16 protein-coding genes are annotated in these 19,536 nt (G+C 69.7%); 7 read left to right on the top strand and 9 right to left on the bottom strand.

Annotated elements, in window-relative coordinates:
- Positions 1-18: 18 nt before the first annotated feature.
- Both G6O68_RS09335 and G6O68_RS09330 read right to left on the bottom strand, forming a co-directional pair.
- Positions 19-1,194 carry a hypothetical protein gene (locus G6O68_RS09335; protein ID WP_165246919.1) on the bottom strand — a complete coding sequence of 392 codons (1,176 nt, stop codon included), beginning with the start codon at positions 1,192-1,194 and terminating at the stop codon, positions 19-21.
- Positions 1,195-1,231: 37 nt separating this feature from the next.
- Positions 1,232-3,454, bottom strand: coding sequence for a S8 family peptidase (locus G6O68_RS09330; RefSeq protein ID WP_165246917.1), 2,223 nt, complete (start codon positions 3,452-3,454; stop codon positions 1,232-1,234).
- A 305-nt stretch (positions 3,455-3,759) separates the two neighbouring features.
- Between G6O68_RS09330 and G6O68_RS09325 the strand changes: the two genes are divergently transcribed.
- A complete protein-coding gene (locus G6O68_RS09325) occupies positions 3,760-3,960 on the top strand; it encodes a hypothetical protein (protein WP_165246915.1) in 201 nt (66 codons plus the stop codon).
- 453 nt (positions 3,961-4,413) lie between these two features.
- Positions 4,414-4,587: a hypothetical protein gene (locus G6O68_RS09320; RefSeq protein WP_165246913.1), complete on the top strand. Its 174-nt coding sequence runs from the start codon at positions 4,414-4,416 to the stop codon at positions 4,585-4,587.
- A 180-nt stretch (positions 4,588-4,767) separates the two neighbouring features.
- On the opposite strand, the gene G6O68_RS09315 is transcribed toward G6O68_RS09320, so the two are convergent.
- On the bottom strand, positions 4,768-6,360 hold the full coding sequence (locus G6O68_RS09315; RefSeq protein WP_165246911.1) for an alkaline phosphatase D family protein: 1,593 nt from the start codon (positions 6,358-6,360) through the stop codon (positions 4,768-4,770).
- A 258-nt stretch (positions 6,361-6,618) separates the two neighbouring features.
- A complete protein-coding gene (locus tag G6O68_RS09310; protein WP_165246909.1) occupies positions 6,619-8,091 on the bottom strand; it encodes a hypothetical protein in 1,473 nt (490 codons plus the stop codon).
- A 322-nt stretch (positions 8,092-8,413) separates the two neighbouring features.
- Between G6O68_RS09310 and G6O68_RS09305 the strand changes: the two genes are divergently transcribed.
- A complete protein-coding gene (locus G6O68_RS09305) occupies positions 8,414-9,169 on the top strand; it encodes a DUF434 domain-containing protein (protein WP_165246907.1) in 756 nt (251 codons plus the stop codon).
- Between the two features lie 61 nt (positions 9,170-9,230).
- On the opposite strand, the gene G6O68_RS09300 is transcribed toward G6O68_RS09305, so the two are convergent.
- The 3 genes from G6O68_RS09300 to G6O68_RS09290 form a co-directional block, all read right to left on the bottom strand.
- Positions 9,231-10,733 carry a hypothetical protein gene (locus tag G6O68_RS09300; RefSeq protein ID WP_165246905.1) on the bottom strand — a complete coding sequence of 501 codons (1,503 nt, stop codon included), beginning with the start codon at positions 10,731-10,733 and terminating at the stop codon, positions 9,231-9,233.
- 896 nt (positions 10,734-11,629) lie between these two features.
- A complete protein-coding gene (locus G6O68_RS09295; protein ID WP_165246903.1) occupies positions 11,630-12,214 on the bottom strand; it encodes a hypothetical protein in 585 nt (194 codons plus the stop codon).
- A 21-nt stretch (positions 12,215-12,235) separates the two neighbouring features.
- Complete coding sequence (locus tag G6O68_RS09290; RefSeq protein ID WP_165247024.1) at positions 12,236-13,273, bottom strand: DUF1559 domain-containing protein; 1,038 nt, start codon at positions 13,271-13,273, stop codon at positions 12,236-12,238.
- A 293-nt stretch (positions 13,274-13,566) separates the two neighbouring features.
- On the opposite strand from G6O68_RS09290, the gene rfbB reads away from it, so the two are divergent.
- From rfbB to G6O68_RS09270, 4 genes are all read left to right on the top strand, one after another.
- Entirely contained in the window at positions 13,567-14,571 is a 1,005-nt protein-coding gene (gene rfbB / locus G6O68_RS09285; protein WP_165246901.1) for a dTDP-glucose 4,6-dehydratase, read from the top strand.
- 81 nt (positions 14,572-14,652) lie between these two features.
- The gene (locus G6O68_RS09280) at positions 14,653-15,618 is read left to right on the top strand and encodes a GDP-mannose 4,6-dehydratase (RefSeq protein ID WP_165246899.1); all 966 of its coding nucleotides are present in this window, start codon (positions 14,653-14,655) and stop codon (positions 15,616-15,618) included.
- 166 nt (positions 15,619-15,784) lie between these two features.
- Positions 15,785-16,927 carry an alpha/beta hydrolase gene (locus G6O68_RS09275; protein WP_165246897.1) on the top strand — a complete coding sequence of 381 codons (1,143 nt, stop codon included), beginning with the start codon at positions 15,785-15,787 and terminating at the stop codon, positions 16,925-16,927.
- An 86-nt stretch (positions 16,928-17,013) separates the two neighbouring features.
- On the top strand, positions 17,014-17,748 hold the full coding sequence (locus G6O68_RS09270; protein WP_165246895.1) for a hypothetical protein: 735 nt from the start codon (positions 17,014-17,016) through the stop codon (positions 17,746-17,748).
- 54 nt (positions 17,749-17,802) lie between these two features.
- On the opposite strand, the gene G6O68_RS09265 is transcribed toward G6O68_RS09270, so the two are convergent.
- Positions 17,803-18,267 carry a hypothetical protein gene (locus G6O68_RS09265; protein ID WP_165246893.1) on the bottom strand — a complete coding sequence of 155 codons (465 nt, stop codon included), beginning with the start codon at positions 18,265-18,267 and terminating at the stop codon, positions 17,803-17,805.
- Between the two features lie 95 nt (positions 18,268-18,362).
- On the bottom strand, positions 18,363-19,448 hold the full coding sequence (locus tag G6O68_RS09260) for a DUF1559 domain-containing protein (RefSeq protein WP_165246891.1): 1,086 nt from the start codon (positions 19,446-19,448) through the stop codon (positions 18,363-18,365).
- Positions 19,449-19,536 lie beyond the last annotated feature (88 nt).

The raw sequence follows: 19,536 nt of genomic DNA, 5'->3' as shown, positions 1-19,536 counted from the left end.
GGGGAGCCTACACTTGATTCAATTTCGGATGCCGCCGTCGGCCGGCCTCACCTTCACGCCGGACAGGTCGAACGAGATCGTCTGACGCTGTTGCCCCTCATTCCGCTTGAAAGCCTGGTCGAACAGCCGGGACATCTCGTGTTCAAGATGCCCTCTGAACTCATCCTTCCAGGCCACGACGCCGTCTTTGAGGCCATTGGCGTCAGGCCGATCGAGTTTCTCTACGAAACGGTTGCGCTTGGCAAAATTGTTCATGCTCTTGAATCTATCGCGCTCATCAGGATCCAACAGATAATCAATAGAATTGGCGCTCAGCGCGGAGCTGAATGCCAACAGGAATAGCGAACCACTCGAACCCACGATATACCCAGATTGGTTCAGGTTCGGATCGGCGGATTGGATGTCGACGAAGCCCTCGTGGCCGAAGTAGAGGGCTCGCCAGATGCCGCCTACGCGCCTCTCCGAGGTTTCGGGAAGGAGGGGGGCCGCGGCAGGCTGAGCCGCGGGTTGGGGGCGTACCCCACGAACAAGTCGGTCCCCCGCGCAGTTATCAGTGATCAGCACGACCAAACGCGCCGGTCCATCATCCACGGCCACCAACGACTTCAACGGCATCACCAGGTCGTTCTGACGATCGACCAGGTCACGGTCGCCGGCCTCAAGCACGACGCGTCCGTTCTGGTCCTTGCCGCCGTGCGTGAGCAGATAGACGAAAACGACGTCGTCGGTTCCGGGATCGTTCTCCTCGAGTTCCTTCTTGAGGGCGTCGATGCAATCTCGGAGGCCGCGCTTATCCTTGATCACCACGTACGACTCGTCGACGCCGTCCTTCTGAGAGCGGGGCGGGCGCGGCGCTCGCGCCGATGAATCGACACGAACCGGCCTGCTGATATCGATAAGCTCCGGACCAAGCGCCTCACGAAGATCGGAGACATCGTTATTGAACTCCCTGAACATGTTGGTCATATTCTTATGAGTATCTTCCCTTTGCCCTTGATTGAATGATTCCGAATACATAAACAGCGTGAAGAACCGAGCAGGCTTGATGCGCGGATTCCCGGTCCAGAGCGTCCTGATCGTCTTCTTCCGGGCGGGCGGCGGCCCATCCGGCGTCGCCTGTCCGGCCGCCGGGGTCGAGACGGACGTCAGGATCAACGCCGCGAGCAGCGAAGCGTGGACGAATCGCGCGGGCATGGTTCCGGTCCTCCTATCCTCGTTGAACGTCGCGCCTTCACCTGGCCAGCTCATACGCCTGAGGAAATTGATCGGTTTGCCGATCGAGTCCATTGCGAAGCGAATGTGATTTTTGGAGCCGGTCGAGCATGGTTCTCGGATCCGACAGTTCCCGGTCGATGACGACCAGTTGGTTCGTCTTCAACCGCCGATACTCGGAGGTGGTTTCCGCCGTGAGATAGCTCAGAAAGCCTGGCCAGGTGAAGGCTCCGGAGCCCTCTCGCCTGATCCGCGCCAGAATATCGTCCTGCTGATCGCCCGCATCGAAAGCATGAACGAGCATCCGGGTGAACACTGCACCATCCGCATCCATCCAGGCGGCCTGATCCAGGATCTGGCCGTTACGCGCGTAAGTCGACGAGTTGACGTCGGTGAAACCGCTGGGGTTCACGAATAGGGCTTCGAAAAGCTCCCTAGGGAATCCACCCGCCCTCGCGATCGGCGCGCTGATGATCTCCGACTGGCTGCAGGATTCGGTGATCAAGACCGTCAGGCGGGCCTGTTGATTCTCCAGGATCCTGCGCACCTCGGCTCGCGTGATCTGCTCTGGCTGCGCGGCGTCCAAGAAATCAAGTTCCATGATATGAGCGCCTTCACGATTCTTATCGATCCGACCGTGAAGCTTCAGATAGCAAACAAGCGTAGTCGTCTCGTCTGCCAGGGCTTTCTCGATCTGATCCTCCAACGCTTTCCGACCGAACGGCCCGATCAATGGAGAGACGATCGGGGGCTCGATTCCGGAGGCGACCGCGCCCCGTCGAATCATGTTCTCGATACGATCCAAATCTCGGGCAGGCTCGACCACCCCTTTCACCGTGGACGCCATCACCAGCTTGATCTTCGTCGAGCGTGGGGCGATCTCCACCGACGGCTTCGCATTCGCCAGCAGGTCGGCCTGCCTCGCCCTGAGATCCGGCACGAGGTTCGGCTCCCAACGGCTCCTCAGATACCTCAAGGCGCCAAGCGCGTCGAGCCGCACGAAGCGGGCCCCGCAGCCGCTGACGTTGTCCATCCGCGCGGCTTCCGCATCCTCGACGTCGTCGAATTCCACGCCGCCATTGCGGAGGCATTCCTCGATTAGATCGACGGACGGGAGATCCGACGACGAGCGTCCCGTCGCCATGTTCATTCGCATATAGCTTTCCTGCAGCAGGAGCGCCACGCCGGCCGTGACCGGGGCAGCCTGACTCGTGCCGTCCTGCGTGGTGCGCGTGCGGGCCTTGTCCTGGCCCTCGCGATCCGTCGATGGACCCATGGAAGTCATGATGAAGCCAGGGGCGAACAGGTCCGTACGACTCGCCCCCCCGACATGCTCGCCCAATCTCTGCGAGAACGCCACGCACCGCGACGGAAGGCCAGAGAATACCACCGATCCGTCGGTGTACTCTCGCCACGGGACGCCTCCAGGACGGGCTCGATACACGTCGTCGAAAACGGCGCCGACACTCACGGTATCTTGACAGATCGCCGGAAAGCTCATCCCCTCTTTCGACTCGAACGGGAAGTAATGATTGCCGGCCGAAACCGTCACCACGATCCCCCGCGATCGAAGTCGCCCAATCAGTTCGGCCTGCTTCGCCTTGTCGGGCGCCTCTCTCCCCATCCCCCTGGTGATATTCTCCCTGGTGCCAAGCGAGAGGTTGACGGCGGAGATCAAGACCCCGTGCTCGGTCAGGTATCGATCTTGGTGATCCAGGGTCCACTGCAATGCGTCGACGATGCGGGAAGACTGGCCGCCGGGGAACACTTTGAGTGGGATGATCCGGGCACCGGGAGCGATCCCGACGGGCATATCCTCGTTCAGAAGAACCTTCGCACCGATGATTCCCGCGACGTTGCTCCCATGCCCATCGAGGTCCAGCGTGTTCTCCGGCGCCCCTTTCTCGCTGAAGTTCATTCCAGGAAGCAACTGGCCCTGGAACGAGACATGATCCTGATTCACTCCGGTGTCGACGACGACCACGGCAAGCCCCGCGCCGCTGACGCCAAACTCCGATCTCGCCTCGCGGACGTGGATGAACCGATCGGATTCGGCGTCTAGAGGCGCAAAGGATGGCTCCTGTTTCGGCAGGAGCCTTGGGGTCGGAGGATGGTCGTAGACGAGTTGTTCAAGTTGATCTTGCGCCTCGGACCGACCGGCCGCGGCAGATGCCAGCGAGGTCAGAAGGACGATCGCGAAATCTAGCTTGAGACGGCCGAGATGTGCGCGACGCGTAAACATCCCCCCCCCTTCGGCCAGCGAGCCTTTGCGGTTCAGACCAAATCATGCCAGGATGTTCTCGACCAATATTCCATCTCCGCCGCCTTGTTTCAAACAAAAAAAACCCATATCGTCACAATTTTTTAAAACCAAGACAGCATCGAGTTAAAAGACCCAAACAAGGACAAAATTTGCACGCCCGGGTCGAGGCGCCGAGGATTCGTCTCCCCGAGTGCGGTCCCCGTGGTCGAGCGGTTCCTAGCCGACTACCTGGGGACCGCCTGGACGCCAGCCTCCCTGGCTTCGCCCAGACGACCTGCGACGCGGTGAAGCGAATGCTGCTCGACCGCCTGATCGCCGACTATCCCGAGACGCCCGCAGCAAGGCCGCTTTCGGCTCGCTCGCCGTCATGGAACTCGTGGGCAAGCTCCTCCACCTTGAAGTTCGACGACGAGGCCTCGGGACGCTCCAGCGCGATCGCGGACCTCAAGGGGCGCGTCGTCGTCCTCGATTTCCAGGCGACCTGATGCGGCCCCTACGTGGCCGACGTGCCCAGCATGAAGAGACTTGGCGACCTCGACGCCCACGGACGGCTCGATGAGGTCCTGGCGTTCCTCCTCTTCAAGCCCCGCCCCGGACGCCCGCCGAGCCGATTCGTCCCAGCCCGGATGCGGCGTCCGCGGACTCGGAGCGAGGACGCGCCGGCCCATTGAATCCGCGCGTCCTTGTCGCAATTCCGCATTCCTGTAGCAGTTTGAGGGAGATGGCCGGTCCGGCGCGACGCCGTCCCGGCCCTCGACGCCCGAAGCGCCCCAGGGATGGGCGCGGCGGCATGAGATCGCCGCTCCGGCGGCCCTCCGTGCCCGACGGACTTCCTCATCCAGACGACAGGAAAGCCATGCCCGCCTACTTCGCCTACCCCGTCCCGCTGCCGTACCCCGTCGCGGGGGCAGTTGGGCCACTGCTTCGAAGACTACTCCGTGGACGACGAGGGCGTCGTCAGGTCCGACGGCTGGTACGACTGGGTCACGACCGCGCAGGTGAAGACCTGGGACGTCGCGAGATGCCTGCGGCCCGTCTATCGCCGATCCGCGGACAACACCGCCGACGGGAATCCGGCCATGCTGGCGATCCCGATGAAGGTGCTCGCGTAACCCGACGTCGCGACCCTGGTCTCCTCGGCGGCCGACAAGGACAAGCGCGACCACGTCCCGACCTGCGACCGCACGACCCTGAAGGCGACCATCGGCGCGACCGGCTGACGTGCCGCCGATCCGCATCGGCGGGCGAATCCGGCCTCGATGCGACGACCGAGGCCGGATCGCGACGTCGTCTCAGGCCGGCTGCGCGCCGGGCTTGCCGGCCTCGACGACGAACGACTTGAGCGTCTTGATCGCCGCGCCGGGGGACTTCACGTCCTCGACGATGCGGTAGTCGCTGGTGTACGACTGCGGCGTGAGGGTGCAGAGGACGTAGCCGCGCTGGCGGTTGTGGAAGCGGACGCCGGGGTTGGCGGCGAGCAGGGCGTCGAGGCCTTCGACCTCGGCGACGCCGTTGCCGCCGCTCGTGATCGACGTGCCGACGAACTCGGTGGCGACGATCGGGCTTTCGGGCTTGCGGTCGTCGACGCGCAGGTCGTTCACCCAGTTGGAGTGGATGTCGCCCGTGAGGACGACGGGGTTCGGCACGCGGCGGTCGGCCAGGAACTTCGCCAGCTTAATCCGCTCGGCCGCGTAGCCGGGCCACTGGTCCATCGAGTACAGCTCGCGCTCGCCCGGCCGTCGGGAACGGGCGACCATGCCCATCATCACCTGCTGGGCCAGCACGTTCCACGTCCCGGTCGACCGAAGGAGGGACGCCTTCAGCCAGTCGGCCTGCTTCGCGCCCAGGATGGTGTTCTTGGGGCTGAGCGCGGCGTCGTCCAGCTCGGCGGGGCGGTCGTCGTTGGGCTGGTCGGTGCGGTACTGGCGGGTGTCGAGGACCTGGAACGCCGCCAGTCGGCCGTAGCCGACGGTGCGATACAGCTTCATGTGGGGGCCGTGGGGCAGCGACCTGGCCCGCAGGGGCATCGCCTCGTAGTACGCCTGATAGGCGTTGGCGCGGCGCTCCAGGAAGTCGACCGGGTCGATCCCCTGCTTCTCGGAGATCTCGGCGGCGTAGTTGTTGTCGAACTCGTGGTCGTCCCAGGTGACGACCCAGGGGCAGCGGGCGTGCGCGGCCCGCAGGTGCTCGTCGGTCTTGTACTGGGCGTGGCGGATCCGGTAGTCGGCCAGGGTCTCGATCTCAAGCCCGGAGTGCCGGCGGACCCCGCCGTCGCGGCCGGGGCCTTCGTAGATGTAGTCGCCCAGGTGGAACGCCAGGTCGAGGTCGTCCTGGGCCATGTGCTGGTAGGCGGTGAAGTAGCCGGCCTCGAAGTGCGAGCAGGAGGCGAAGGCGAACCGGAGGCGGTCGGGCGAGGCGTCGGCGGCCGGGACGGTGCGGGTCCGGCCGACCGGGCTGGCGGCGTCGCCGGCGCGGAAGCGGTAGAAGTACCAGCGGTCGGGCTCCAGGCCCTCGACCTCGACGTGGACCGAGTGCGCGAGCTGGGGCGTGGCGACGGTCGTCCCCTTGCGGACGACCTCGCGCATGCCGTCGTCGGTCGCGACCTCCCACGCCACCTCGACCGCCTCGGGGGCGAGGCCGCCGTCGGGGTCGAGCGGCTTCGGCGCGAGCCGGGTCCACAGGACGACGCCCGTGTCCGTCGGGTCGCCCGACGCCACGCCGAGCGTGAACGGGTCGGACTCGAAGCTCGCGCGGCGCGAGCCGGCGACGGCCCGAGAGCCCAGGAGCGGCAGCGACGACAGGGCGGCGCCGTAGGCCAGGAAGAGGCGGCGGCTGACGCCGCCCTCGGTCCGCGCCGCGGCGCGCAGTTCGGAAAGGTCGAGCACGGTCGGGGTCCTGTTCGGTTGCGTTCCGGGTCGTCGAACGAGGCCCCAGGATACCCCGGGGCGATGAAGCTCGCCGGGGGATTCGGAGAAGAAACGACGAGGGGCGGCGCGGGCCCGCCCCCGGGCCCGAGGGATGTCCGCGGGTTCGCGCCCGAGGGCGAGCCCGGGGGCGGGCCGACGCCGCCCGGACGACGGACCGTCCGCGCGCCGGCCGGGGGGCGTCCCCCCTCGGCCGGCGCGACGGCGATCGGCCCCGGCTCAGGAGCCGGGAAGCTTGGCCCGATTCCGCGACGCGCCGAGGCCGATGACGGCGTTCGGGTCGGCCTTGCCCTGCGTCGACGGGACGGCGGCCGGCTGGCCCGCCTGGCGGACGAAGCCCGAGACGGGCCCCCGCCGCGCGACCGCGTTGGAGCCGCCCGGCTGGACGACGACGTTCGCCGTCCCCTGGCCGCCTCGCATCGTCATGCGCCGGGCGAGCCCCCCGCCCTGACGGAGCCCGAGCCCCGCGCTCTGGCGGATCGCCTCGAAGTCGCCCTGGTGGAACCGCGACGGGAGGCCCTGCACGTTGCCGAAGTTCACCACCCCCGGCCGAGCGGCGATCGTCACCGGCTGCGACGTGGCGGCCAGGTCCGCGTCCGTAGCCGCGATCGTCACCGGCTGCGAGGTGGCGGCGAGGTCCGCGTCCGTAGCCGCGATCGTCACCGGTTGGCCGGCCGGCAGCGTCGCGCCGGCGGCGCCCCCCGCGCCGTCCCAGGAGCCCCGGAAGGCCGCGGGCTCCCGGCCCGAGAAGGCGATCGGGCCGCCGTCGAACGCGGGGAGGATCGAGACCGGCTCCTGGGGCATGGCGTCGAGGAAGTCCTGGATCGCCGCGTGGTCGGCGGCGAGGGTCCGCAGGTCCTCGGGCGTGACGCGGCTGGCCGCCTTCACGGCGTCCTGCGCCGCGAACAGCTCGGCGATCGTGCCGTCGGAGACGCCGGCGCTCTTGAGGACGGCCGTGTAGCCGTCCTTGAGCCGCTGCTGCTGCTCGTCGGTGAACGTGCCGGATTCCTGCACCGCCAGGGCGTCGTCGCGGAGCGCCTGCACGAGTTCGGCGTCGGGCTCGCCCGCCTCCTCGGCGGCCTTCTCGCTCGCCTTGCGGAGCGTGGCCAGGAGCTTCGGCGTCACCTCGGACTTGTCCGTGACGGCCCGGGTGTCGGCGTCGAGCTTGGCGAAGGCCGCGTCGAGCGCCTCGCGGCGCGCCTGGGCCTCGGGGTCGACCTCGATCGTCGCGCCCTCCCCGGCGAAGCCGCTGGTGTATGGCAGGGCCGCCGGGTCGATCGCCCGGCCGTCGAAGGCCGGCAGGGTCGTGGCGTGGAAGACCGGCGGGTCGGCCGGCAGGCCGGTCGCGGGATACGCCACGTCCAGGCCGGAGGGGGCGTGGAGGGCGAACTGGGCCGTCGGGCCGAACTGGGCGTCCGAGCCCAGGTTGACCCACTCGGCGGACGAGGACTGGACGACGTAGTCCCCCTCGAACGAGAGCGACGGGCTGGCGGCCGCCAGGGTCGTCACGCCGTGGTCCGCGGCCCGGACCATCGTGACCGTCGCGTCGCGCGGGATCGGCGCCGCCCCCAGGCTCAGGTCGGCCGACATGAGCCGGCGGTCCTCCAGCGGCGCGAGCGCCGGGGCGCTCTTCCGCTTCTCGCGCCTTCCCGGCCGGCCGGGCGAGGCGGACTGGTCCTTCCTTCTCGACATCGTCTTGAATCCTTTCGTGAATGTCCGCATCGCCGGGGGCGGGCGTCCTACCACGTTCCCCCGGCGATGCATCCCGCCATCCTGCGGCGGGCGGGCGCGGACGACGAGCGCCGACGCGGGACCGAGAATTGGCCCCGTCGATCGCCGTTCTCGCCGTTCCCTGTCGATCGAGGTGCGCCTTGGAAGTGAGGATCTGGACGGCCGTCCGAGGGATCATTCGAGGGACGGCCCGGGATGGCGACGCGAAAAACCGGAAATCTCGATTGTCGATTTTGCAAGGCCCGCCCCGGCGCGGACGGCGCCCGGCCCGGGGCGTGGTACGATGCCGACCGCGTCGAGGGCCGAACGACCGGGGGCGACGTGGGGCGAGGCCGTGCCGGACACGCGGACGCATCGAGGGCCGGGGCCTCGGGACCGGGAGCTTTTCGGCGGGCCGGCCCGCCCGGCGCTGGCGACGGCCGCGGCCGAGTTCTCGTGGCTGCTCTCGCGCGGCTACGCCGGGCCCTCGGCGCTCAAGCTGGTGGGGGACCGCCACCGCCTGGTCGAGCGCCAGCGCCTCGCCGTGCTCCGCTGCGCCGGGCCGGACGCGGCCGTCGCGGGCCGTCGGGAACGGCTCCTGGGCGTGGACGCCCTGCGCGGACGACCGATCCGGATCGACGGCTTCAACCTCGTCTTGACGCTGGAATCCGCGCTCGGCGGCGGCGTGGTCCTGGGGGGCCGCGACGGCTGCTTCCGCGACCTGGCGGGCGTCCACGGCTCCTACCGCAAGGTCGCGGAGACCCGCCCCGCCCTGGAGCTGGCCGCGCGTCGGCTGGACGCCTGGGGCGTCGGCCCGCGGGCGTGGCTGCTCGACGCGCCGGTCTCCAACAGCGGACTACTCGCCGCCCTGATCCGCGCGGTCGACCTCCGCGCGACGGCCGAGGTCGTCCCCGACCCCGACCCCCTCCTGCTCCTCCCCGGCCCCCCCGTCGCGACCGCCGATTCCGGCGTCCTCGACCGCTGCGGCCCCTGGCTCAACCTCGCCCGCCTCCTCGTCGAGGCCGAGGTCCCGGACGCCTTCGTCGTGGACTTATCCTGATATCTCCACCCCTTCCCCCCTGGCGGGTGAAGGGAAGACCCGCCGATCCCGCCGGATCCCGTCACTTCGCCGGTTCGGGGAGGCGGAAGACCAGGTCGCCCTGGGGGCGGCGGCCGAGGTTGGAGTCGTTGCGGCCCTTGTCGTCGACGCCGTCGGGGCCGATGGAGTAGACCACGGGGCGGCCGTCGATCACCGTCGCCTTCATCGGGGCGAGCGGGAACGGGTCGACGGGGACGGCGGGGAGCCCGGCCTCCTTGCAGGCCGCCTCGAACGAGGCCGGCGACTCGCCGCCGTGCGCGAGCTGCCAGCGGCGGATCGCCGCCAGGCCCTGCGAGGCCCGGTTGTAGGCGTCGACCCGGGCGATGGAGAGCGCCTGCGTGTCGTAGGGGAAGGCGCACGCCTGGGCCACCCAGAGCGAGTCGGGGATCCGGCCGCCCAGGTGCTTGACCTTCAGCTCCTCGATCTGGCGGATCCGGTCGGCGTAGCGGATCGGTCCCGGCGCGGTCATCGCGCGGGCGATCTCGTCCAACGCGCGCCGTTCCTGGGGCCAGGCGGGGGTGTGGGCCCGGAGCAGGACCTCGACGGCGGCCACCGAGTTGGCCTGGGCGGGCTTCTGGTCCGGCGTGGCCATGTTCAGGGTCGCCACCACCATCTCGGCCGCGTCGGTGATCGACAGCAGCTTGTCGAAGGGCCGGCCGTCCGGCCCCGCCTGCGCGAGCCGCTTCTCCTGGCAGGCCCGCAGGAACGTCCGCTGCATGACGTACTCCGCCTTGGCCCCCGTGACGAAGCGGTCGAGCCCGGCGTCGTGCTCGCGCAGGAGGGCGACGAGGCGGTCGCAATGCGCGACCTTCAGCGTCGGCGAGCGGAGGATCGCCGGCAGCGACTCCAGGAGCGCGATGCCGTCGATCGCCCCGCTCACCAGCTGCACGATCGCCGGCCCGCGCGGGCGGAGGTCGCGGCTCAGGCGGAGGATCATCGCCAGGTCGGGGATCGCCCGCTCCAGGTTCCCCTTCTCGGCGTCGCGGAAGATCCGCAGGCAGACCGCCCGGGCGACCGTGCGCGCGGCCTGGGCGTGCGGCAGGAGCGAATCGGGCGTGAGACCGACCGCGAAGGCGCATTCCGGCCGCCGCTGGACGCCCGCGAGCTTGCGGTAGCCGTCGTTCAGCTCGGCGAGCAGGGCGTCGAGCGCCTTCCGATCCAGGCTCTCGGGCGTCTTGTCCATCACGCCGTAAAGCTCGCCGATCCGCCTGGCCCGATCCGTGGCCTCCGGGATCTGCCCCCGGCCCTTCTCGGGCGGCGGCAGGCATGCGTCCACCTCGGGGCCGAACTCGGCGAAGGCCGGGAAGTACAGCGGCGCGGCGTTCTTCCCGGCGGGCGGCTCGGCGAAGAAGGCCGTCATGTCGAACGGAGCGCCCGACTTCAGCCAGGCCGGGCAAGACGTCACCGCGCCCGGGAGGCGCGGCTCCGTCGCCTGGCCCGCCGCCGGCCGTTCCCACCAGCCCGTCAGCAGCCAGGCCGCCCCCAAGGCGACCGCCGCGCCCCGAACCCCGGCGATGCGAACCATGACCCTCGTCCTCCCCCTCGACGACCCCGGCCGGCGTCCCACCCCCTCGGATGGGTGCATGCCCCAAGCGTAACCGAGCGGAGGTCGAGGGGACATCGGGCAACCCGCCGGCACCCGGAGCTTCCTCCGAACTCCGGGAAGGGATTCGTCTCTCCTCCCTTCTCCCTCGGTGGGGGAAGGGCCGCGGAGCGGTCGATGAGGGGGATCCTCAAGGCGGACGGAGCGAGGAGGCGACGGCTTCTCGCGCCCGCCCCCTCATCCGCCGCTGCGCGGCACCTTCTCCCACGAGGGGAGAAGGACGATTCGCGACGGCCGACCTGGCCGATTCTCCGCCGGTTTTCGTGCTCGTTTTCCCCCCATCTGGCCCTCAGAGCCTCCTCCCCGCGCCGGGCGGGAAGAACCGGGGAAAGGTCGGAGGTACGCGCCAGGAGAGCCCACGGGGGCCCGGCGTGGGAATCGCGAGACATCGCCGCCGCAATCTGCGGATCGGCGTCACCGTGTAAGTTGGTGGACTCTCGATCCACGACGCGTCGACGGCGGCCGCCCCGACGACGAGGATCGAGGACTCGCGGAAGACACGCCGAACGAACCCAATTTCAAGCCCCGAACGAACGCCGCAACCCTTATTCTGGAAATCGCTTGCGCCCGATGGGTTCGTTTCCGGGGCGGCGCGAACGAAGCCAAATCGCGAGGGGCGGTCGGGAGCTTGGGGAGTAGGGCGGATGAAGCGTCCGATGTGCGGAGAAAGCATGGGGAAAGTGGTCGAACGAAGCCAATCGCCGGCCGGACGCAACAAGCCTAAAGCCATCCTCGATGGCTCGTTACGGCGAATTGGGTTCGTTCGCGGCCTGCGCGAACGAACCCAATCTCGGGGACCGGCGATGTCGGGCTTGGGCTTACTCGGACGATCGGGTGGCGACGGCGCGGGCGGCCTTGCCTTCGGGGGCGTCGAGTTCGAAGGTGAAGCGGTTCTCGCCGCCGGGCTTGACGGTGGCCCGGAGGGGGGAGGCGGCCGGGTCGCGGTAGAGCTTGGCGAAGGTGGGCTTGGGGGCGGCCTTGCGGCGGGTGCCCGGGGGGAGGTCGTCGGGGTGGACCTCGGTCTCCTCGACCGGGACGGTCGGGTCGACGTCGGGTCCGGCGTCGGCCGCGGCGGCCCCCTCGCGGAGGGGGGTGACGGTGACGACGTATTCGCCGGCGGGGACGCCGTCGTCGGCGAAGTAGGTGCTCATCGTGAACGAGCCGTCGGCCTCGGTCTCTGTGGCCAGGGCCAGGGGGAGGGCCTCCTCCCCCTTGGGGGGCTGGAGGGCCGAGGGATCGACGGGGTGGAACCGCACCATGGCCCCCCTCACCGGCGACCCCTTCCAGGAGACCTGGCCGGAGGCGGGGTGGACGGGGAACTGGTAGCCAAGGTCCTCGCCGCAGCCGACTACGGCCAGAGCGACGGCGATCGGGGCCGAGGCGTGGAGGATTCGACGGAACATGGCCGGGGTCCTTCGCTCGGGTCAGAACTGGTCGCTGGAGACGATCTCGCCCTGCGCTCGGGTGAGCAGGCGGACGTAGATCTGGATGCTGGTGGTCCCCTTGATGAAGCGGACGGAGCCGTCGCCCATCAGGTAGTTGCCGCCGCCGGGGTGGAACGAGTAGTCCTCGTTGCCGTTGTAGCAGCTGGTGAAGCAGGGGCCGGGGGTCTTGCTGCCGTCGAGGGTGTAGCTGTGCAGGGTGTAGCCGGTGTCGTAGTCGGCCCAGCCGCCGGCGGAGCCCTCGCCGGGGGCGGCGGTCGAAGCCCGGCGGCCGCCGCTGCGGTACAGGTGGGGGCGGCCGGCGGACTCGCTCATCATGATGGTGTTGGACAGCCCGTCGGTCACCTGGGAGATCCGGGTGATGTTGTCGGGCTCGCCGCCGGTGACGTTCTGGAGCATCGCGAACTGGCCCCAGGTCGTCATGTCGATCAGGCCCGACTTGACGAAATTCTCCTCCACCCCGTTGTTGACCGCGTAGTCGGTGACGGCCGTTTTGACGTTCGTGAAAGGGCCGCCGCAGACCGTCGCGTCGCCGTTGGCATCATTGAAAGTGTGGTACTTCTCGCTGTTCGCCGACGACGGGCAGAGGAGGGTCGGGATCAGGGTGGAGACGGCCGTGGAGTTGTCGGCCCGGCGGAAGTCGCGCTGGATGTTGTACGCGGAGTAGAGCGGCTGCTGCTCCATGTACGGCAGGATGTGCGTAAAGAGGTAGCTGGAGGTCGACTCGCCGTTCAGCGGGATCCCGCCGTTGGGGCCGACGTTGATGTTCATCGGTCGGCAGACGCCCGAGCCCCGGATGCCCGAGGGGGGGAAGAAGCCGTTCGTGCTCTCGAAGTTGTGCAGCCCCAGCCCCACCTGCTTCAGGTTGTTGGTGCACTGGGCCCGGCGGGCGGCCTCGCGGGCCGACTGCACGGCCGGCAGCAAGAGCGAGATCAGGACGGCGATGATGGCGATGACGACGAGAAGCTCGATGAGCGTGAAGCCCGCGCGGGGTCGCGCGTGGGTACGTTGCGGGATCAAGTTCGACTCCTGGGAAGAATGCACGATCGGATGGGGGGGATCGCGGGGAGCGGGCCGCCGGAGGACCGGTGTCGACCGCTCATATAACGATACAGAAGAATGAGAAGGCCGCGTGAAGGCCGCGTGAGAAGGCCGGGAGGATCGGGCCGCGGGGCCCGGCCCGTCCCGCGTCCGGGGGGCGGCGGGCGATCGGGGGCGGCAATCCGCCTTGCCGTCAAGGCTTGCGCCGATTACCCTGGCGAGCCTCGTGACGGTAGAATCTCGGAAGGCTCAGGGATGGGGCAAGGGCGACTATGGGCTCCTCGTTCAAGCGGATCCTCGTGACCGGCGGCTGCGGGTTCATCGGGGCCAACTTCGTCAGGCTGCAACTCCGGGAATACCCAGAAGTTGCGATCACCAACCTGGACGCCCTCACCTACGCGGGCAACCCGGACAACCTGGCGGACCTGGCCGGGGACTCGCGGTACGCGTTCGTCCGCGGCGACATCGCCGACCGGCCGTTCGTGGCCGACCTGATCGCCGGCGGCGGCTTCGACGCGATCGTCCACTTCGCCGCCGAGAGCCACGTCGACCGCTCGATCGACGACGCCACGCCGTTTTTGCGGACCAACGTGATCGGCACCCAGAACCTGCTGGACGCCGCCCGCGCGGCCAGGGTCCCCCGGTTCGTCCACGTCTCCACCGACGAGGTCTACGGCACCCTCGGCCCGAAGGACCCGGCGTTCACCGAGGAGACCCCGCTCACGCCCAACAGCCCCTACTCGGCCAGCAAGGCCGGCTCCGACCTGCTCGTCCGGGCGGCGTTCCACACCCACGGCATGGACGTGGTGACGACCCGCTGCTCGAACAACTACGGGCCGTACCAGTTCCCCGAGAAGCTCATCCCGCTGTTCATCACCAACGCCCTGGCGGACCAGCCCGTGCCGGTCTACGGCGACGGCATGCAGGTCCGCGACTGGATCCACGTGATCGACCACTGCCGGGGGGTCGACGCGGCCCTGCGGAAGGGGAAGGCCGGCGAGGTCTACAACTTCGGCGGCCGCAGCGAGCGGTTCAACATGGACGTCACCCGGGCCGTCCTGCGGCTGACCGGCAAGACCGAGGCCCTCATCAGGTACGTCACCGACCGCCCCGGCCACGACCGCCGCTACGCCGTCGACTGCGCCAAGTCCGAGCGCGAGCTGGGCTGGAAGCCGACCGTCACCTTCGAGCAGGGCCTGGAAGAGACCGTCGCCTGGTACAATGCCAACTCCGTCTGGGTCGACCGGGTGAAGTCGGGGGCTTATCGCCAAGCCTGACGGCGGCGGGGAATCCGAGTTCTTCCCTTCCCCCGCCGGGGGAAGGCGTTGCAACCACAGCCTTTCGGGAGGTCGGCCGCCGTGCGAGCGTTCGTGACCGGGATCACCGGGTTCGTGGGGGGGCACCTCGCCGAGCACCTGCTGGCGAGCGGCGATCAGGTGGTCGGGGTCTCGGCTTCGGGCCGGTTCCCGGACGACCTGGCGGCCCTGGCCCGCGAGGTCCGGGTCGAGCGCGCCGACCTGGCCGACGCCGAGACGGACCTGGCCGGGCTGCTCGCCCGCAAGCGGCCCGAGGCGATCTACCACCTGGCCGCCCAGTCCAACCCCCGGGCCAGCGTGGACGACCCGCGCGGCACCTGGGCCTTGAACCTGGGGGGGACGCTCAACCTGCTCTCGGCCGTGAAGGCGGCCGGCCTGGAGCCCACGCCCCGGGTCGTGATCGTCGGCTCCGGGACCTGCTACGGCGACCCCGCGCCCGAGTTCATCCCGGTCTCGGAGTCGTGCCCGCTGCGGCCGAACAACCCCTACGCGGCGAGCAAGGCGGCGGCCGACCTGCTGGGCGTGCAGATGCACCTGGCCGACCACCTGGACGTGGTCATGGCCCGGCCGTTCAACCACGCCGGCCCCCGGCAGTCCCCCCGGTACGTCCTGGCGACGCTCGCGCGGCAGGTCGCCGAGGTCGAGGCCGGCCGGAAGGAGGCCGTCGAGGTCGGCAACCTGGACGTAGTCCGCGACTACACCGACGTCCGCGACGTCGTCCGCGCCTACCGCCTGCTCGCCCTTGGCGGGACCCCCGGCGAGATCTACAACCTGGGCTCCGGCCGGGGCCTCAGGCTGGCCGACGCCCTGGAGACCCTCCGCGGCCTGGCCTCCCGGCCGGTCGAGGTCCGCGTCGACCCGGCCCGGTTCCGCGCGGTGGACCTCCCCTACCTCGTCGCCGACGCCTCCAGGCTCCGCGCCGCCGTGGGGTGGGAGCCGATCGTCCCCATCGAGCAGACCCTCGCCGACATGCTGGACGACGCCCGCCGTGGGGTCGAACGGGGCTGACCCGCGCGCGCATCGCCCGGCGAGCCTCCTCGCGCTCGTGCTTGTGGATCGGCCCCGGGCGTCTTAGGATGAGGGGGAAGGCGAAGGCGTCGGGGGGCGGCGTGGCCGTCGGCCCCGCGCGCGAGCACGCCGCGTCGAAACGAGCCGAATACGGGGAGCCGAGCCCATGCGCGGACTGCTGGCGAGTCGGAGATTCTGGGCCCTCGCGCTCGCGCTGACGACCACGCTGGGCGTCGCGGCCCAGGAGGGCCGGCGGCGGGGCGCCCGCCCCCTGCGCGACCAGGGGGGCGAGCCGCTGAAGAAGGTGCGGCCCGAGGGGGGCGACCCGCTCGCCAGGCAGGCCGAGGGGAAGGCCGGGGCCCTCGGGACGTATCACTACACGTTCAAGCTCCGATCGTTCGACGGCACCCCGCTGGCGGCCTCTTACTACCCGTCGAAGCTCGGCGCCAACGCCCCGGCGGTCGCGCTGGTCCACGAGAAGCAGCGCTCGCGCAAGGACTTCGAGGACGCGGTCCTGGAGTTCAAGGGGAAGGGCCTGGCCGAGCACCTGCAGGCCCAGGGCTACGCCGTCTTCTCGATGGACCTGAGGGGGCAGGGCCAGAACCCCAGGCGGACCCTCGCCGCCGACGAGCGCGAGGCCATGGCCGACGACCTCCAGGCCGCCTACCAGTTCCTCCTGGACCGGCACAACCGGGGCGAGCTGAACGTCGGCAAGCTCGGCGTCGTGGGCGTGGGCGACGGCGCCAACCTGGTCGCGGCGTGGGCCTACCAGCCCGGCGCGGCGGTCTCCACCGAGGGACGCCCCGCCGACCTCGGGTCGCTCGTCCTGGTCTCGCCCCAGCCCGAAGGGTCCGGCTACCTCCTCTCCCGGGTCGCCCCCCAGCTCGCCCCCCGCGTCCCCATGCTGCTGATGGCCGGCGAGAAGGACGTCGCGTCCAAGGACGCCGTCGAGGCCGTGCGCAAGGACCTGGAGCGCAGCCGGGGCAACAAGGTGGAGCTGTTCCCCTCCCCCCTCCGCGGCTACAAGCTCCTCCGCCTGGAGCCCGGCGCGGCCGAGGCCCTGGTCAAGTATCTCGACGCCAACCTCAAGCTCCGGCCCAACGAGTGGGAGCCCCGCTACAACCAGGTCCCCGTCGCCTACACCGACGTCCAGACCGCCCGCCCCGGCCCCGCCGAGAAGTCCAAGGCCGCCGACAAGGCCAAGGCCGAACCCGACGAGAAGGCCGACCCCGACGAGAAGGCCGACCCCGACGAGCCGAAGGCCAAGGCCAAGGCCGAACCCGACGAGGATTCCCGGAAATCCGACTGATCGAGGGCTGGTCCCGGGGCCGGGCCGGGGCGACAATACCCCCGTGATCTTACAAGCGTAGGACTCAGGACGAGGGGGGCGGCGGGATGAGCATGTTCTCGGACGACGCGACGTTGCCGGTGGGGGCCTTGCTGCTGGTCGCGGCCGCCTGCTTCCTGGCGTTGAAGGCCCGGCAGGAGGGGAAGTACCTGATCTGGGGGCTGTCGGCCGTGGCGGCGGCGGTCTTGACGGCGGGAGTGGAGTGGTTCTGGGTGACGGACGAGGAGCGGATCGAGGCGGTGGTCTACGACCTCCGGCGGTCGCTCCTGGCGTCGGACTCCGCGGCGATGCTGGCCCACCTCACCGACGACGTCCAGTACGTCCAGTCCGGCGAGTCGATCCCCCCCCTGGCGACCCGGACGATGATCCAGGCGAGCGTCGGGCGGTCGAAGTTCGACATCGTCCGGGTCCGCGGCCTGCAGGCCAGCGCGGGGAGGCGGACCCGCCGGGGGAAGGCCGAGTTCAAGGTCTTCGTCCGGGGGAGCGTCCAGGGGCCGCTGGGCCTCGGCGGCTCGGGCGCGGCCGACACGACGTGGTCGCTCGGCTTCGAGGAGACCAAGCCCGGAGTCTGGAAGGTGAACCGGATCACCCCGATCTCGCTCCCCTACAACGCCGCCCTGCTCACGGGGACGCCCCGCGCCCCCGGGGGCCCCGGCGGGGGGATCGGGGGGGACCCCAGCCTGGCGCCCACCGGGCCCGACAACGAGGCGATCGGCCGCCGAGGCCGGTTCCGGTTCGATCGCAAGAGCCTCGGGCGCGAACGCGGCCGCGCCGGCGAGTGAGCCGACGCGGCCGCGATGGGGGCGGAGGATATGGACGGCCGCCGTGGGGCCGCCTCAGCGCGCCTTGGACGACTTGGCGGACGGATCCTCGGCCTTGCCGGCGGCCTTGGGGGCGGCCTGGAACTCGGCGGCGGTCAGGGGCTTGACCTTGAGGTTCCGGGTGATGACGGGGCCGCCGGCGTCGGGGACTTCCTTCAGGTAGGCGAGGATCTCGTCGCCGGCCGGGTCGGTCGCGGCCGGGTCGACCGGGTCGACGCCCCAGAGCACGACGACCTCGCCCCGACGCACCGCGCCGACGCCGGTGGGGAGCCCCTCGGCGAACATGGCCAGGTCCTTGACGCCCTGCGGGGGCTTCTTGAACTGGATGAAGTAGGTGTTGTACATGTCGCCGACTTCGGACAGCACGTTGTTCTGATACAGCTCGGGCGAGTTCGGCGGGTTCGGGTCGCCGCCGCAGCCGGCGGCCCCGAGGCAGGCGGCGAGGCCGAGCATCCACGCGGCGGTCAGGGACTTCGTCATCCGGCGTTCTCTCGATCGATCAAGGTGGGTGGGGGGATCGGGGCCGCGCGCCGGCGGGGCCGGCGCGCGGTCGACGTCGCGGCGAGCCGCGGCGATCAGAGCGCGTCGGCGCTGATGATCTCGCCGCCGGCCCGGGTCCCGAGCCCGCGCCAGGCCTGCAGGTTCACCGAGTCCTTGACGAACCGGACCGAGCCGTCGGCCATCGCCACGTTCACGCCGCCGGAGTGGTAGCTCCTCGCGGCGATGTGGCCGACCCCGAAGGCGGAGTCCATGCAGTCGAACCCCTTGTAGTTGGGCGTGACGGTGTGGTTGTAGTTGGCCGTGAACTGCTGGCCGCGATAATACTGCTGCCCGCGATACTGGAGCGGTGTCGGCGACACGGTGGTGTCGCACTCGGGGACCCGGGGGACGTAGTTGTCGACGGTCCGATCCCAGGCCGACAGGCGGTGCACCTGGTTCTTGTCCAGCGGGTTCATCGCGGGGCTGACCGGCAACGGCGACCGCCGGATCTCCGAGAAGAGCGACGTGTTCGAGGTGCCGTCGGTCACCGAGGCGATCGTCACGATGCTCTCGACCGAACGGAACTTGGGGTTGGTCGCCAGCGTGCCCGTCAGGTTCATCTTGAAGTTGAAAATGCCCAGGGTCGCCGAGTTCGTCTCGGCCGTGGCGGTGGCCGTGTCGTGGAGCTGGGCCGCGGTGGCCCCGAGGCTCGCGAAGTAGTTCGAGTAACCGATTTGGCCCGTGCTCCCCGCGAAGACCGTGCTCCCCGGCATCCGGGTCGAGGACGAGTCGGACGGGCAGATGAACGCACCGATCAGCTGACACCGGGCCGTCTCGTTCTCGCCCGAGTTGTTGACGTCCAGCCCCAGGTTGAACGTCGAGAACAGGCTGGCCTGCTCCAGGTACGGCAGGATGAGCGCCTGGACCGAGGACCGGATGTACGGGCCCACGCCGGTCGCCGTCGGCACCGGCCCGACGCCGTCCGGGAACTTCGAGTTCGCGGACTCGAAGTTGTGGCAGGCCAGGCCGATCTGCTTCAGGTTGTTGGTGCACTGGGCCCGGCGGGCGGCCTCGCGGGCCGACTGCACGGCCGGCAGCAAGAGGGCGATGAGGACCGCGATGATGGCGATGACCACCAGGAGTTCGATGAGGGTGAACCCCGAACGCTTCGACGCTGACATGGCTTCTCCTTGAAGGCCCCCCGCGCGGACGTCGCGATTCGGGGCGGACCTTCCGATGAACTGGATGACTCTCGATCACGGACACATC

Source organism: Paludisphaera soli, assembly GCF_011064595.1.
GTDB lineage: Bacteria > Planctomycetota > Planctomycetia > Isosphaerales > Isosphaeraceae > Paludisphaera > Paludisphaera soli.
This window is presented reverse-complemented; position numbering and strand designations above follow the sequence as displayed.

Excerpts from the sequence above, each read along its gene's own strand:
- G6O68_RS09330 (WP_165246917.1), bottom strand. The coding sequence starts at position 3,454 with ATGTTTACGCGTCGCGCACATCTCGGCCGTCTCAAGCTAGATTTCGCG.
- G6O68_RS09275 (WP_165246897.1), top strand. The coding sequence starts at position 15,785 with ATGCGCGGACTGCTGGCGAGTCGGAGATTCTGGGCCCTCGCGCTCGCG.
- G6O68_RS09270 (WP_165246895.1), top strand. The coding sequence starts at position 17,014 with ATGAGCATGTTCTCGGACGACGCGACGTTGCCGGTGGGGGCCTTGCTG.
- G6O68_RS09265 (WP_165246893.1), bottom strand. The coding sequence starts at position 18,267 with ATGACGAAGTCCCTGACCGCCGCGTGGATGCTCGGCCTCGCCGCCTGC.
- G6O68_RS09305 (WP_165246907.1), top strand. The coding sequence starts at position 8,414 with ATGCCGACCGCGTCGAGGGCCGAACGACCGGGGGCGACGTGGGGCGAG.
- G6O68_RS09260 (WP_165246891.1), bottom strand. The coding sequence starts at position 19,448 with ATGTCAGCGTCGAAGCGTTCGGGGTTCACCCTCATCGAACTCCTGGTG.
- G6O68_RS09300 (WP_165246905.1), bottom strand. The coding sequence starts at position 10,733 with ATGGTTCGCATCGCCGGGGTTCGGGGCGCGGCGGTCGCCTTGGGGGCG.
- G6O68_RS09310 (WP_165246909.1), bottom strand. The coding sequence starts at position 8,091 with ATGTCGAGAAGGAAGGACCAGTCCGCCTCGCCCGGCCGGCCGGGAAGG.
- G6O68_RS09295 (WP_165246903.1), bottom strand. The coding sequence starts at position 12,214 with ATGTTCCGTCGAATCCTCCACGCCTCGGCCCCGATCGCCGTCGCTCTG.
- G6O68_RS09335 (WP_165246919.1), bottom strand. The coding sequence starts at position 1,194 with ATGCCCGCGCGATTCGTCCACGCTTCGCTGCTCGCGGCGTTGATCCTG.
- rfbB (WP_165246901.1), top strand. The coding sequence starts at position 13,567 with ATGGGCTCCTCGTTCAAGCGGATCCTCGTGACCGGCGGCTGCGGGTTC.